Source organism: Rickettsia endosymbiont of Urophora cardui (assembly GCF_964030725.1).
Taxonomy (GTDB): Bacteria; Pseudomonadota; Alphaproteobacteria; order Rickettsiales; family Rickettsiaceae; genus Rickettsia.
In genome coordinates this window covers 302,983-317,730 of the sequence record NZ_CAXIPY010000007.1, presented here as the reverse complement: position 1 = coordinate 317,730, position 14,748 = coordinate 302,983, and the positions used below count along the sequence as shown (strand labels likewise).

Sequence of the window (14,748 nt, the reverse complement as noted above, 5' to 3'; positions counted from 1 at the left end):
AAATTTATTTTTAAATATTTAAATATTATTCGAGAATTACTGATGACATGTACAAATAACCAAGTAGGTATTTTAATGCAAAAGATCAAAAAATATAATCAGATAATTTCTGCTGCAAAAGCAGGTATGAGTGTAAAAACGGCACGTAAGTATTTACGTATTAATAAGTATCCAAGCGAATTACGCACAATACGTAAATATAGGACACGTAAGGATCCATTTGTGAAGCACTGGGATGAAATAGAATCAATGCTAGAATCAGCACCGGAGTTGCAAGCAACTACCATATTAGCATATTTGACAGAAAAGTATCATGGGAATTATAATGGGAAGCAATTACGCTGTTTGCAGAAAAGGTTGAAACAATGGAGAGCTGCACATGGTAAGGATAAGACAGTAATCTTTTTACAAAATATTCTTCCTGGCAAACAGAGTCAGTCTGATTGGACCAATATGAATCAATTGGGTATTTGTATTGGTGGGCAACCATATCCTCACTTACTATTTCATTTTATGTTGCCTTATTCATGTTGGGAAACTTTTAGCATATGCCATAGTGAAAGTTTTGATACATTAGCATCAGGGTTTGAAAAAGCTGTATGGGAGTTAGGTGGAGTTTTACCAGAGCATCGTACAGATAATTTAAGTGCAGCTACCAAGCAATGTGGTAATAGTAGACAATTTACAGAAAGATGGCAAGAATTGCTTGGTTATTACAATGTTGCACCATCGCGAAATAATCCAGGCGTCAGTCATGAAAATGGTTCTGTTGAAAAAAGTCATGATACATTTAAGCAAGCAGTGAATCAACATCTGCTATTACGTGGATCACGTAATTTTGTTGATTTAAAAGCTTATGAATTATTCCTTACACAAATTAAAGAAAAGCGAAATAGCTGTAGAAAAGAAAAATTAGCTGAAGAATTAGTTCATTTAAAAGAGTTACCAATCAGGAAATGGAATGCACCTACAATATTATCAGTACGTGTTAATCCAAGCAGTACAGTTAGTATTTTATCTGTAGCTTATTCTGTGCCTAGTCGCTTAATAGGTTATACTTTAAAAGCTTATATTTATTCTGAAGAAATAGAGCTTTACTATGGTAACAAATGTTTACAAAAAATGTCTAGAATCAGCAATGGCTATGTTATTGATTATAGACATATTATTGATAGTTTAGTACGTAAACCTGGAGCATTTGTTCAATATCAATATTATGAAGCTTTATTCCCACGTGCTATATTTCGTCAGGTATAGCTAACGCGGAAAGGTTTTTACCATAGTTTTTGTATTTACTCACATATTCACCAGATCTCAATCCTATTAAACATTGCTGGACTAACTTTAAAAACTGTTTACGTAAAATTATTTATCAATGCCTAAGTTTTTCCTAATCTGTGGTAGAAACATTTCCGTGTTAGCTATATATGACCAGCTTATCTCTATATATCCATATAAAGGGCATAAAATATATCTTAAAATATTACAATTAGCAAAAATGTATGGAGAATTGAATGTAGTTACTGCATTAGAAGTGCTATTAGAAAAGAAGATTGAGCCAATAATTGATCATATTACAGATTTACTAAATAGCCAGACTCAAACTGTTTGTTCAGTAAAAATTAATCAACCAATACTGTCTGAATATGATCAATTACATTGCTTTAAAACAATGGAGGTTGCATGAGTAAACAGATAATAACTCCGCAACCGCTAAATAATTTACTCAAGAACCTTTGCTTACCTACTTTTGCATGGCTTTGTTGCATAAATAAGCTTTTGAATATACTGCCCCTAACCCCGCAATGCTAGCCTAGCCAACAGGCACAGAGATAGGTTTACCAATTTCAAACATTTTGTTTAATAAGTGGCATTTAATAGACATTTCTTTTGTCATATTTTGATCATGTCTTGATAGAAACTTACTACCAAAAGAAGTTTTAAATCGAAAGAACGTGTTCTCTACACGCTCCCTTCTACCATAATTATTCTTTACCCTCCATGCTTGGTATCCTTTGTTTTGTTGATATATAACAGCTGCATCTCTCTCAGTTTTATCCCTAAGCGATTGAACTTTTACTGAAGAGTTTGGGGGTCTAATAACTGGTTTTATCTTCTTCTTTCTCAACAATTGATATGTAGATTCACCGTCATACCCTCGATCTCCCAGAAAATCCTTGGCTCTGACATTAGCTATTAGTAGTCCAATCTGTGATCTATCATCTATAGTATGCTCTGTGGTACTATCGGCAAGTATCATACCTTGATCTTCTATAACGATATGTAGCTTTTTCCATATGCGACGCTTATATTGCTTACCATGCTTATTTTCTAGCCATTCGTTCCCTGTGTAGGCTTGTATCCCTGTACTATCCATTGAAATACAACTAAATTCTTTATCTTGATTTCCATGTAAATACCTAAGATCTAATGACTTCATACGCTTACTTAATGTTGTATAGTCTGGACATCTAATAGATAAACCCGATATTTCAAAGAGCCAGTTTATAAAGCCTTGGGTTTGGCGTAACTTAAGACCGAATAAGCATCTGATCTTCAAACACTGTAATATAGCGTGATCACTATAGCGTCTAGGTCTTCCTCGTTTCATTTCCTCTCTGTAATCAGCATACCAGCCAATCGCCAAATCACTGGCAATCATAAAATCTATGCGACCCCTATTGCGTAAAAAATTATTATATTCTGACCAATTCGTTATTTTATATTTAGAATACTTGCGTGATTTACTAAAAGGGGCTTTCTTCCGAGATCTCATATAATCTGGATTATTTTTAATTCAGGACATCTTACCAGATTATCACCACTCTTGCTCTACAAATCTTATTTATGCAACAAAGCCTAACACACTTGCTTGCAGTTTAAGGCAAGGTAAGAGAAAAAGAAAATTAGATATTGATAATAATTTACGAGCAGAAATAATAAAGCAGTTAACACAGGGTATTTCACCAGATATAATTTCAGGTAGACGTAAACTATCACGAGATACTGTCAATATTTCTACAGAGAGTATATACCAGTTTATTTATACATCTCCTATAGCACAAAGGCAAAAATTATATTTATCTTTAGCAAGAAAAAGGAAAAATAGGTTGCATCATGGTACAAGAATCAGAAACAAAAGAATTACAATATAGCTAACACGGAAATGTTTCTACCACAGATTAGGAAAAACTTAGGCATTGATCAATAATTTTACGTAAACAGTTTTTAAAGTTAGTCCAGCAATGTTTAATAGGATTGAGATCTGGTGAATATGTGAGTAAATACAAAAACTATGGTAAAAACCTTTCCGCGTTAGCTATACCAAATCGAGTTTCCATTACTGAAAGACCAGAGATAAATAGAAAGATAGCAGCAATAGGTCATTTAGAAGGTGATTTAACTTTTAACAAAGGTAATCAAAGTCGTAATATAGGCGCTCTTGTGGATATCAGAACACAAAAAGTGTTTCTCACTTTAAACCGTTCAAAAAGAACACAAGATGTGATTGGTAACATGAATAAAAAACTTAAACAATTGTCGCATATAATCAAAAGCATAACGTTAGATAATGGCAAAGAATTTACCAATCATGAACAACTATTGCCAAAATCTGAACGAAAAGTATATTTTTGCAATCCTTATTCTCCATGGCAAAAACCATTGATAGAGAAGATTAACTCAATGGTGCACAGAGTATACTCTAAATCTTTAGATATAAAAAAATTAACAATAAAGCAATTACAAGAAATTGAGGATTTTTTAAATAATTTACCAAGAAAAGTGCTCGGTTATAAAACACCCAATGAGGTATGGCTTTGTTGCATATAGCTAACGCGAAAAGGTTTTTACCATAGTTTTTGTATTTACTCACATATTCACCAGATCTAAATCCTATTAAACATTGCTGGACTAACTTTAAAAACTGTTTACATAAAATTATTGATCAATGCCTAAGTTTTTCCTAATATGTGGTAGAAACATTTCCGTGTTAGCTATAAATAAAATTTGTAGAGCAAGAGTGGTGATAATCTGGTAAGATGTCCTGAATTAAAAAATAATCCAGATTATATGAGATCTCGGAAGAAAGCCCCTTTTAGTAAATCACGCAAGTATTCTAAATATAAAATAACGAATTGGTCAGAATATAATAATTTTTTACGCAATAGGGGTCGCATAGATTTTATGATTGCCAGTGATTTGGCGATTGGCTGGTATTCACTGTAGTATCTATTTGCAGTAAGTTTTTACCCTCATTAATCAGTTTACTTATTAAGTATTTTTCTATATCTTCTCGAGTCTTAAAACGTTGCTCATCTCTTATATTTAATGATTCATCACGAGCACAGTAAAAATTCTCTATAGCTCTGTATACACTTGACCAACTACGCTGAAAATATTTATTAGTTGTTAATTCAACAACAGATCTTGCTTTAACGCTATCATTAGTTACTAGTGATAGTATTAATTCTAAAACCACATCTTGATTATAGGGGAAAATTTTTTATTTCTTGCAACATTTCTTGCATAATCATACACACTAAAAACCATTTTGTATTTGAGCGTATTTATATCATACTTTATAAGTTTGGTTATCTTTTTGTCAAAACTTCAGTCTTACAGATCGTGGGTCAGAATATAAGGGGAATATAGAGCATCATGCTTTTGAATTATTTCTAAGTATCGAAGGTATAGAGCATACTACTACTAAAGCATATTCTCCTCAAACAAACGGTATGTGTGAGCGTTTTAATAAAACAATGAAACAAGAATTCTTTGATACAGCTATGCGGAAAAAGATTTATACAAATCTTGATGACCTACAATTAGATCTTGATATCTGGCTAGAGTATTTCAATAATGAAAGACCTCATTCTGGTAAATATTGTTATGGTAAAACTCCTATGCAAACTTTTAAGGATAGTAAGAAATTAGCTGTTGAAAAGAATAATGAAATCTTGTATCTTGAATATGTATCTGACAGTCAAAATTTAACTGACAATCAGGTACGAAATTTATAGTGTCTGTAAGATCAAATCTTGACTTCTACAAAATGTCTAGAATCAGCAATGGCTATGTTATTGATTATAGACATATTATTGATAGTTTAGTACGTAAACCTGGAGCATTTGTTCAATATCAATATTATGAAGCTTTATTCCCACGTGCTATATTTCGTCAGGTATATGACCAGCTTATCTCTATATATCCATATAAAGGGCATAAAATATATCTTAAAATATTACAATTAGCAAAAATGTATGGAGAATTGAATGTAGTTACTGCATTAGAAGTGCTATTAGAAAAGAAGATTGAGCCAATAATTGATCATATTACAGATTTACTAAATAGCCAGACTCAAACTGTTTGTTCAGTAAAAATTAATCTCTCAGGGTTTAATTCCCCGAAGCTCTGCTTCGTGATATCATAAGAAACAACTAAAACTTTTTTAGATACCTCGTAGCTCTGCTGCGAGGAGCATCATTTTAAGCTTTTTAGTCTATCCGCCAAAAACACTTCAAATCCTGATCATTTGTAATGGGATAGAGTTTTGACAACAAATTGCTAAGATTTTCAATAAAAATTAATAAGTTATGTTAATTTTTACTGATACATTTCTGTGTTGGTCTAATTTTGATATGGAGCTATTGTTAACGATTTTTTATCGTTCATCTAGTTTTTGCATGATGATATTTTTGATTTATGTGGAGTTAGACACGATTTGTAAATGATTTGCAATGCATCGTAAATTCAAACCAATAGCAGAGATTATTGGATTGATAATATCTCCTATCATACCTTTCAAGAAGTTTCTACCCATCCGACCATATTGCTTTAAGTGACCTATTATTGGTTCTATGGCACTGCGTCTCTTGATCATAGACTTGTCCTCTTGTAACAACTTCTTCCGCGTTTTTGGGGTATATACCTTACTCTTCTCCTTTACATTGCTACCACTATACCCAAGATCAACAAATGATTTCTTTATCTTGATTCCAGTGACACTCTCTACTGCTTCAAAGCTCTGATGCAATGTATGACCATCATAAGGATTATTATGAAACGATTTTGCGGATAAAACAAAATTTCTACGACCACTTACTACTACCGCTACTTTATTGCCAAACTCATATGGCTTGTTGCGTTTTCCCTTTCCTATACACTCTACTTCAGGGGCATGAAAACTATATAATACTTTGTTATCTTCTTTATATTGCTTTTTAGCTTCTCTTTTTAAAACAGATTGGTTATGTATTTGTTTTATTTTTTGCAATACTTCTTGATTTTTGAGAGACAAGTTTAATTGCTTATTTTTGATCTCACGCTCACATACTCTAATCAAACGACCCAGTAATATTTTTAAATGCTTCATTATTTTCCAACGCTTCTTGGCTTTACTATGTTCTTTATATTTCCATAGCTTTACTATATCGCGTTTATAGGTTCTAGCGTATGTTTCATTCAAATGTATACCCAAACTGTTGCAAAGCTTTACTATGCTAAGCCTAGCTTTATCCATTAAATAAACATCGTGTGGGTGTTTGATATTCTTAATTTGTACAGTCGTATCAGCGATGAATGATGCTCCTCGCAGCAGAGCTACGAGGTATCTAAAAAAGTTTTAGTTGTTTCTTATGATATCACGAAGCAGAGCTTCGGGGAATTAAACCCTGAGAGATTAATTCCAAATCTTTTTTTTTAATTGTGTTAGTTTTTATCCCAACCCTGATCAACTCCGATAATATCTCATTATATCCAGCTTCACCTAATACACTACGAAACCGTCGTATACTAGTTTCCGAGATAGCTATGTCTTTTTCTATATATTCCCACCCGCAGAAATACTGCCAATACATATTCTCTTTTAGCTCTTCCTCTGATAATGAATCTGAAAAATTATACATTGCTTGTAGCATCGTTATGCCAAGCATCACTCTATGACATTTTCTATTTCTACCAAATTTCTTAATACAAACATTTTTTGATAACCACTCTTCGAGCCTAGACCAATTTATTAATTCTCTTAATTTATATAGCTTATTATTTGGGTTTAATTCTTCTTTTAATTTATAACCAAACAGTTTCCCTTGTTCTTGCGATTTGATAATGTTGTCTATTGGCATTGACTGAAATCCATAAGGTTTATGACCATATTTTATCATTTTCTTACGGATTGTTGTATTACTTCTTGTCTTAAAACCATATTATCTATAAGGCTTGTAGAGTTTTGGCGGACGGACTATCTTGATTCCAGTGACACTCTCTACTGCTTCAAAGCTCTGATGCAATGTATGACCATCATAAGGATTATTATGAAACGATTTTGCGGATAAAACAAAATTTCTACGACCACTTACTACTACCGCTACTTTATTGCCAAACTCATATGGCTTGTTGCGTTTTCCCTTTCCTATACACTCTACTTCAGGGGCATGAAAACTATATAATACTTTGTTATCTTCTTTATATTGCTTTTTAGCTTCTCTTTTTAAAACAGATTGGTTATGTATTTGTTTTATTTTTTGCAATACTTCTTGATTTTTGAGAGACAAGTTTAATTGCTTATTTTTGATCTCACGCTCACATACTCTAATCAAACGACCCAGTAATATTTTTAAATGCTTCATTATTTTCCAACGCTTCTTGGCTTTACTATGTTCTTTATATTTCCATAGCTTTACTATATCGCGTTTATAGGTTCTAGCGTATGTTTCATTCAAATGTATACCCAAACTGTTGCAAAGCTTTACTATGCTAAGCCTAGCTTTATCCATTAAATAAACATCGTGTGGGTGTTTGATATTCTTAATTTGTACAGTCGTATCAGCGATGATTAATTCCAAATCTTTTTTTTTAATTGTGTTAGTTTTTATCCCAACCCTGATCAACTCCGATAATATCTCATTATATCCAGCTTCACCTAATACACTACGAAACCGTCGTATACTAGTTTCCGAGATAGCTATGTCTTTTTCTATATATTCCCACCCGCAGAAATACTGCCAATACATATTCTCTTTTAGCTCTTTCTCTGATAATGAATCTGAAAAATTATACATTGCTTGTAGCATCGTTATGCCAAGCATCACTCTATGACATTTTCTATTTCTACCAAATTTCTTAATACAAACATTTTTTGATAACCACTCTTCGAGCCTAGACCAATTTATTAATTCTCTTAATTTATATAGCTTATTATTTGGGTTTAATTCTTCTTTTAATTTATAACCAAACAGTTTCCCTTGTTCTTGCGATTTGATAATGTTGTCTATTGGCATTGACTGAAATCCATAAGGTTTATGACCATATTTTATCATTTTCTTACGGATTGTTGTATTACTTCTTGTCTTAAAACCATATTATCTATAAGGCTTGTAGAGTTTTGGCGGACGGACTTTTTATCTAATAAATAGTTAACTAAAAATATAAAAAATACGATTAGCAGAATAGTAATATTTCCGAATTTCGAAAAAATTGTGGGAGAATCTAGTTTTTTAGGAATTAAACCGTCAATATAATTTGTTTCGTTTAAATCTAATTTTTTTATTACCCTACCAAGAGGGTCTATTATTGCAGAAATACCATTATTTGCTAATCTAACCATCGGTAAACCATTTTCTACAGCTCTACTTTTGCTAATATGAAAATGTTGATATGGTCCGCTAGATTTTCCATACCATGCATCATTTGTAACGTTAATTATTACATCAGCTGTTTCATTATTTGTTCGGACAAAATCAGGGAAAATAGATTCATAGCAAATCAAAGGTTTTATTTTTAGGTTATATTTATCAAGATGGACAAGTTCGCCATTCCCTTCAGTATAATCAATAAAACCATGAGTTAGCTTTTTAAAAGGTAGTATTTTTTTAAATGGCATATATTCACCAAAAGGCACTAGATGAGATTTATGATATTCAAATAATTTATTGCCGTTCTTTTCAAGAGCATACATAGCAGTATAGAGTTCAAAATCCTCTCCCCGTTTTTTATTATCGGATATCCCACCTGTAATCAAAGTAGCATCTACCGAATTTAGTAGCCCTAACAACTCTGATTTAACCACAGGTATATCATAAGGTACTACTAAAGCTGCCTCCGACCAAATAACTAAGTCTATAGGCTGTGAGTGCTCTGATAAATTAATATGGCGCATTAAATTATGCCAAAATTCTTCTTCATTCCATTTATCGGTTTGAGGGATTGATGGTTGCACTAAACGGACTTTTATATCAGTAAAATTTGTAGGATTATTATATAGCCTTACACTGCCATAAGTAATTATCACGGCTAAGGTGATGCTGGAAGTCAGTAATAAAACTTTTAACTGATCAAACTGTTTGGTAAAAAATGGATAAAAAGAAGTGGAAATATAGATTACTATAAAACTAAGCCCATATATTCCAATTATATTTAAAGATTGGATTAAAATATCCGAGAATGAAAAAGCATAACCTATTAAATTCCAAGGAAGACCGGTAAATATCCACGATCTTACCCACTCAAATAACACCCAATATAGGCAAAATATAAAGTGATAATATTTGTTATTTCTAACGAAAAAACTAAATACACAACTTGCAGATACGAAAACAGCTAAAATTATAGGTAAGCCACATAATGCGAAAGGAATAGCCCACCAAAAATCTGATATATAAACGCTAACACCGATGCTAATCCAATATATGCCACTTAAAAAATGCCCAAAACCGAATATATATCCAAGCTTTGCTGCCTCTTGCCAATCTTTAGATTTTTGTACCAAATAGCAAAGATAAGATAAGGTTAACAATGCAGGTAATAGAAAAGTCGGAGCAAAAACCAAGCCGCTTAATAGACCTAATAATAAACAGCTAATCTTCGGTTTATACATTTTTTTATCACAATTATTTTATTTACAAAATAATACATCATGCTATCATCCAGGCAAGTTATATTTTGGTATACTCGTTGAACTTGAAAAATTGGCTGCGTCGTCTTATAAGATCTGCGGTACTCACGTATTAAGTATACGCTCCGTTCCTCGCCTTATAGGCTCCTTGCTCTTTTCCAAGTTGAACTTCGTCTACTTGATGTTTTATATTTATACAGGAGATTATGACTACAGGATTATTACAGGGGAAAAAAGGTATAATTACCGGTATTGCAAATAATATGTCCATATCATGGGCGATAGCACAGCTCGCACGCAAACATGGTGCTGAACTTTGCTTTACTTATCAATCAGAAATTTTAGAAAAAAGAGTTAAACCTCTTGCGGAAGAAGTTGGATGCAATTTTGTTAGCGAGCTTGATGTTACAAATCCAGAATCAATTACTAATTTATTTGCTGAAGTAAAAGAAAAATGGGGAACTTTTGACTTCTTACTGCACGGCATGGCTTTTTCCGATAGAAACGAACTTAAAGGACGGTATATAGATACTAGCCTTGGCAATTTCAATAATAGTTTGCATATATCATGCTACTCTTTAGTTGAGCTTGCAAGAGAAGCTGAAAAGTTAATGAATGATGGTGGTAGTATAGTAACATTAAGCTATTACGGTGCTGAGAAAGTTATACCAAATTACAACGTTATGGGTGTAGCAAAAGCTGCATTAGAGGCAAGTGTTAGGTATTTAGCAAATGATATGGGTGAAAATAATATCCGTGTAAATGCTATTTCAGCAGGTCCTATTAAGACTCTTTCAGGTAGCGTTATTGGTGACTTTAATACTATGCTTAAATCTCATGCGGCAACTGCTCCGCTAAGACGCAATACTCTTCAGCAAGACGTAGCAGGAGCGGCGGTATATTTATTTAGCCAACTTGCATCCGGAGTTACGGGCGAAATTCATTATGTAGATTGCGGCTATAACGTTATGGGTAGTAATAAGATAGTGGGTTAGTTGCCACTCCGTGGTGGCGTGGATTAAGAATTGTCATTGCGAGGAGAAACTGTAAGTTTTGTATGTGTGCAATCTCAGGATGTTTGATGAGATTGCCACGTCGCTTCGTTCCTCGCAATGAAGTTTTTTGATTCGCATGGAATAAGAAAGAAAAAACGAGTCTTTTGCAATGATTGTGTAAATTTTTGTTGAGCCTATATTAGAAGTAATTAAAAATATAGGTAACAGAAATGCAAATAGAGAAGAATAAAAAAATAAATGAAGCAATAGATTTACTGATAAAAGGCGGAGTAGATTTAACCGCATAGCGAAAATCTAGGGAGCTTGCTCCCTAGATGGATAGCGTTATAATATAAGCGTTGGCATATTATAATTTAGTAGAATGGAATTGAGGCGTAATAGTCATCATGTTTTTAGAATAATGTATCACTTTGTGTGGATACCAAAATCAACTAAACGCAATGGATAAAATTGAAAAAGAAACAAAGCAGTTTAACCGCATGGCTTTGTTGCATAAATAAGATTTGTAGAGCAAGAGTGGTGATAATCTGGTAAGATGTCCTGAATTAAAAATAATCCAGATTATATGAGATCTCGGAAGAAAGCCCCTTTTAGTAAATCACGCAAGTATTCTAAATATAAACAGGAGTTTCGCACTTAGCAAAGTTGCGAATCAGTTAAAAGCCATCTGATATTGTTTTGAATTGATGTTTTTATAACTTCCCAAGTTTGTTGATATAAAGTAATGTTTTCATTTATCCTCCTTTTATTCATATCAAGCCAGGCAAATACTGCAAGGCAAATATGATTTCTTTGAGCTCGGCCCGTGCGTGCCTGACAGCGTTCAATACCACAAGTTTGTTTTAATTCTCGATGATAAACCTCTATAGACCAACGTGCCTTAACAATTTTCTCTATTTGCTCACGTGTGGGATTTTCCAAGTTCGTTGTTATGTAATCAATGCGACCATTCTTTGCCACAAACTTAAATACCGTAACCCAACCGTATCCACGTAGGTGAATTTTTAGCCCCTCATCGGGTATCTCTAAACTTTCCAAGCTAACATTATGATTAACTTTTCTATTTTTCCTTAGGGTGGTAACCCATAGCCAGCCTAAATTACGTATATGTTTTAAATTCTCCAACCCGCTATACCAAGCATCCATGACTATGGCATCAGGATTGAGACCTCTTTCTTTAGCTAAAGTAAGCATATCACAAAAATGCTCATTCTTTGTTTTACCATCAGTGTCTTTATCATATATTCTATAATCTACGGGAGTAGATTGAGCAATTTTAGTATTGTAATGTAGTAAGTTTACCATTCCTATACCAGGTATAACATCATGTACAGCTCCAGAATATTGATAACGTACAAGCTCAATCTTCTGACTGTATTGCTTTGATAATAAGGTGTCATCCCCCACTAATAAACACGGTGCTTCCCAATCTATATATTTTGACACTTCCTTATAGATTTCGCTAGGACGAAAATCCTTACTCTTTAACCATCGACTTGCACTATCGTGAGATAGATCTACTGGACTCACTTCAGATAATGCCTTGCTAGTATATCTGACACTACTTGCTTGTAAAAATGATTTATATAAGTCCTTGCTACATTTTGTTCTTGTCATTTTTATCTAAAACTATTTTTCTCTAGATTAACATACTTTTTGCTAAGTGCGAAACTCCTGATAAAATAACGAATTGGTCAGAATATAATAATTTTTTACGCAATAGGGGTCGCATAGATTTTATGATTGCCAGTGATTTGGCGATTGGCTGGTATGCTGATTACAGAGAGGAAATGAAACGAGGAAGACCTAGACGCTATAGTGATCACGGGCTCTGTCTCATCAATTGTGTAGTCTATCCGCCAAAAACACTTCAAATCCTGATCATTTGTAATGGGATAGAGTTTTGACAACAAATTGCTAAGATTTTCAATAAAAATTAATAAGTTATGTTAATTTTTACTGATACATTTCTGTGTTGGTCTAATTTTGATATGGAGCTAGTCCGTCCGCCAAAACTCTACAAGCCTTATAGATAATATGGTTTTAAGACAAGAAGTAATACAACAATCCGTAAGAAAATGATAAAATATGGTCATAAACCTTATGGATTTCAGTCAATGCCAATAGACAACATTATCAAATCGCAAGAACAAGGGAAACTGTTTGGTTATAAATTAAAAGAAGAATTAAACCCAAATAATAAGCTATATAAATTAAGAGAATTAATAAATTGGTCTAGGCTCGAAGAGTGGTTATCAAAAAATGTTTGTATTAAGAAATTTGGTAGAAATAGAAAATGTCATAGAGTGATGCTTGGCATAACGATGCTACAAGCAATGTATAATTTTTCAGATTCATTATCAGAGGAAGAGCTAAAAGAGAATATGTATTGGCAGTATTTCTGCGGGTGGGAATATATAGAAAAAGACATAGCTATCTCGGAAACTAGTATACGACGGTTTCGTAGTGTATTAGGTGAAGCTGGATATAATGAGATATTATCGGAGTTGATCAGGGTTGGGATAAAAACTAACACAATTAAAAAAAAAGATTTGGAATTAATCATCGCTGATACGACTGTACAAATTAAGAATATCAAACACCCACACGATGTTTATTTAATGGATAAAGCTAGGCTTAGCATAGTAAAGCTTTGCAACAGTTTGGGTATACATTTGAATGAAACATACGCTAGAACCTATAAACGCGATATAGTAAAGCTATGGAAATATAAAGAACATAGTAAAGCCAAGAAGCGTTGGAAAATAATGAAGCATTTAAAAATATTACTGGGTCGTTTGATTAGAGTATGTGAGCGTGAGATCAAAAATAAGCAATTAAACTTGTCTCTCAAAAATCAAGAAGTATTGCAAAAAATAAAACAAATACATAACCAATCTGTTTTAAAAAGAGAAGCTAAAAAGCAATATAAAGAAGATAACAAAGTATTATATAGTTTTCATGCCCCTGAAGTAGAGTGTATAGGAAAGGGAAAACGCAACAAGCCATATGAGTTTGGCAATAAAGTAGCGGTAGTAGTAAGTGGTCGTAGAAATTTTGTTTTATCCGCAAAATCGTTTCATAATAATCCTTATGATGGTCATACATTGCATCAGAGCTTTGAAGCAGTAGAGAGTGTCACTGGAATCAAGATAAAGAAATCATTTGTTGATCTTGGGTATAGTGGTAGCAATGTAAAGGAGAAGAGTAAGGTATATACCCCAAAAACGCGGAAGAAGTTGTTACAAGAGGACAAGTCTATGATCAAGAGACGCAGTGCCATAGAACCAATAATAGGTCACTTAAAGCAATATGGTCGGATGGGTAGAAACTTCTTGAAAGGTATGATAGGAGATATTATCAATCCAATAATCTCTGCTATTGGTTTGAATTTACGATGCATTGCAAATCATTTACAAATCGTGTCTAACTCCACATAAATCAAAAATATCATCATGCAAAAACTAGATGAACGATAAAAAATCGTTAACAATAGCTCCATATCAAAATTAGACCAACACAGAAATGTATCAGTAAAAATTAACATAACTTATTAATTTTTATTGAAAATCTTAGCAATTTGTTGTCAAAACTCTATCCCATTACAAATGATCAGGATTTGAAGTGTTTTTGGCGGATAGACTATAAAACATAATCCGATTATTAAGGATTTTAGTCAACGTTTGAGCAATGTTGGAAAATCTAAAATGGTTATAGTGATTGCTGCTATGCGTAAGTTGCTTCACATAATTTATGGTGTTCTTAATAACAAAACATCTTTTAGTGCAAATATAAAAACCCTGTAAAATAAAATTGAGGTAAAATAATGAAAAAGTTGTT

The 14,748-nt window shown here is 32.9% G+C and carries 14 protein-coding genes and 3 pseudogenes; 10 read left to right on the top strand and 7 right to left on the bottom strand.

Annotated elements, in window-relative coordinates; translation table 11 throughout:
- Positions 1–42: 42 nt before the first annotated feature.
- Positions 43–1,257 (top strand): IS21 family transposase, encoded by a 1,215-nt coding sequence (gene istA, locus AAHI98_RS15575; protein WP_342226414.1) that lies wholly within the window; start codon positions 43–45, stop codon positions 1,255–1,257.
- A gap of 118 nt (positions 1,258–1,375) precedes the next feature.
- Positions 1,376–1,687 (top strand): hypothetical protein, encoded by a 312-nt coding sequence (locus AAHI98_RS15570; protein ID WP_342226413.1) that lies wholly within the window; start codon positions 1,376–1,378, stop codon positions 1,685–1,687.
- Positions 1,688–1,813: 126 nt separating this feature from the next.
- Here the strand turns inward: AAHI98_RS15570 and AAHI98_RS15565 are convergent, their stop codons facing one another.
- Positions 1,814–2,776: an IS5 family transposase gene (locus AAHI98_RS15565; protein WP_342224734.1), complete on the bottom strand. Its 963-nt coding sequence runs from the start codon at positions 2,774–2,776 to the stop codon at positions 1,814–1,816.
- A gap of 79 nt (positions 2,777–2,855) precedes the next feature.
- Here AAHI98_RS15565 and AAHI98_RS18855 point away from each other — a divergent pair.
- The 3 genes and pseudogenes from AAHI98_RS18855 to AAHI98_RS15550 form a co-directional block, all read left to right on the top strand.
- A pseudogene (locus AAHI98_RS18855) lies at positions 2,856–3,149 on the top strand (IS30 family transposase); the annotation flags it as partial.
- Between the two features lie 127 nt (positions 3,150–3,276).
- On the top strand, positions 3,277–3,831 hold the full coding sequence (locus tag AAHI98_RS15560) for an IS30 family transposase (RefSeq protein ID WP_342226412.1): 555 nt from the start codon (positions 3,277–3,279) through the stop codon (positions 3,829–3,831).
- Positions 3,832–4,071: 240 nt separating this feature from the next.
- Positions 4,072–4,227, top strand: a complete 156-nt coding sequence (locus AAHI98_RS15550) for a hypothetical protein (RefSeq protein ID WP_342226411.1) — start codon at positions 4,072–4,074, stop codon at positions 4,225–4,227.
- Here AAHI98_RS15550 and AAHI98_RS15545 read toward each other — a convergent pair.
- Positions 4,184–4,480: a hypothetical protein gene (locus AAHI98_RS15545; RefSeq protein WP_342226410.1), complete on the bottom strand. Its 297-nt coding sequence runs from the start codon at positions 4,478–4,480 to the stop codon at positions 4,184–4,186. The two genes, AAHI98_RS15550 and AAHI98_RS15545, sit on opposite strands and share 44 nt — an antisense overlap.
- Before the next feature lie 136 nt (positions 4,481–4,616).
- On the opposite strand from AAHI98_RS15545, the pseudogene AAHI98_RS15540 reads away from it, so the two are divergent.
- Positions 4,617–5,021, top strand: a pseudogene (locus AAHI98_RS15540) (integrase core domain-containing protein); the annotation flags it as partial.
- A 32-nt stretch (positions 5,022–5,053) separates the two neighbouring features.
- The gene (locus AAHI98_RS15535; RefSeq protein ID WP_342226409.1) at positions 5,054–5,431 is read left to right on the top strand and encodes a hypothetical protein; all 378 of its coding nucleotides are present in this window, start codon (positions 5,054–5,056) and stop codon (positions 5,429–5,431) included.
- Positions 5,432–5,701: 270 nt separating this feature from the next.
- On the opposite strand, the gene AAHI98_RS15530 is transcribed toward AAHI98_RS15535, so the two are convergent.
- From AAHI98_RS15530 to lnt, 4 genes are all read right to left on the bottom strand, one after another.
- On the bottom strand, positions 5,702–6,520 hold the full coding sequence (locus AAHI98_RS15530) for a hypothetical protein (protein WP_342224702.1): 819 nt from the start codon (positions 6,518–6,520) through the stop codon (positions 5,702–5,704).
- 121 nt (positions 6,521–6,641) lie between these two features.
- The gene (locus AAHI98_RS15525) at positions 6,642–7,163 is read right to left on the bottom strand and encodes a transposase (RefSeq protein ID WP_342226408.1); all 522 of its coding nucleotides are present in this window, start codon (positions 7,161–7,163) and stop codon (positions 6,642–6,644) included.
- Positions 7,164–7,205: 42 nt separating this feature from the next.
- Positions 7,206–8,318 (bottom strand): IS5 family transposase, encoded by a 1,113-nt coding sequence (locus AAHI98_RS15520; RefSeq protein ID WP_342226407.1) that lies wholly within the window; start codon positions 8,316–8,318, stop codon positions 7,206–7,208.
- Entirely contained in the window at positions 8,315–9,874 is a 1,560-nt protein-coding gene (lnt, locus tag AAHI98_RS15515; protein WP_342226406.1) for an apolipoprotein N-acyltransferase, read from the bottom strand. Before lnt ends, AAHI98_RS15520 begins: the two co-directional genes overlap by 4 nt.
- A 224-nt stretch (positions 9,875–10,098) precedes the next feature.
- Between lnt and fabI the strand changes: the two genes are divergently transcribed.
- Positions 10,099–10,887 (top strand): enoyl-ACP reductase FabI, encoded by a 789-nt coding sequence (fabI, locus tag AAHI98_RS15510; RefSeq protein ID WP_342226405.1) that lies wholly within the window; start codon positions 10,099–10,101, stop codon positions 10,885–10,887.
- 657 nt (positions 10,888–11,544) lie between these two features.
- On the opposite strand, the gene AAHI98_RS15505 is transcribed toward fabI, so the two are convergent.
- Entirely contained in the window at positions 11,545–12,525 is a 981-nt protein-coding gene (locus AAHI98_RS15505; RefSeq protein WP_342224659.1) for an IS701 family transposase, read from the bottom strand.
- Positions 12,526–12,986: 461 nt separating this feature from the next.
- Between AAHI98_RS15505 and AAHI98_RS15500 the strand changes: the two genes are divergently transcribed.
- Both AAHI98_RS15500 and AAHI98_RS15495 read left to right on the top strand, forming a co-directional pair.
- On the top strand, positions 12,987–14,348 hold the full coding sequence (locus tag AAHI98_RS15500) for an IS5 family transposase (RefSeq protein ID WP_342224717.1): 1,362 nt from the start codon (positions 12,987–12,989) through the stop codon (positions 14,346–14,348).
- Positions 14,349–14,552: 204 nt separating this feature from the next.
- Positions 14,553–14,714 (top strand): annotated as a pseudogene (locus tag AAHI98_RS15495) (IS110 family transposase); the annotation flags it as partial.
- Positions 14,715–14,748 lie beyond the last annotated feature (34 nt).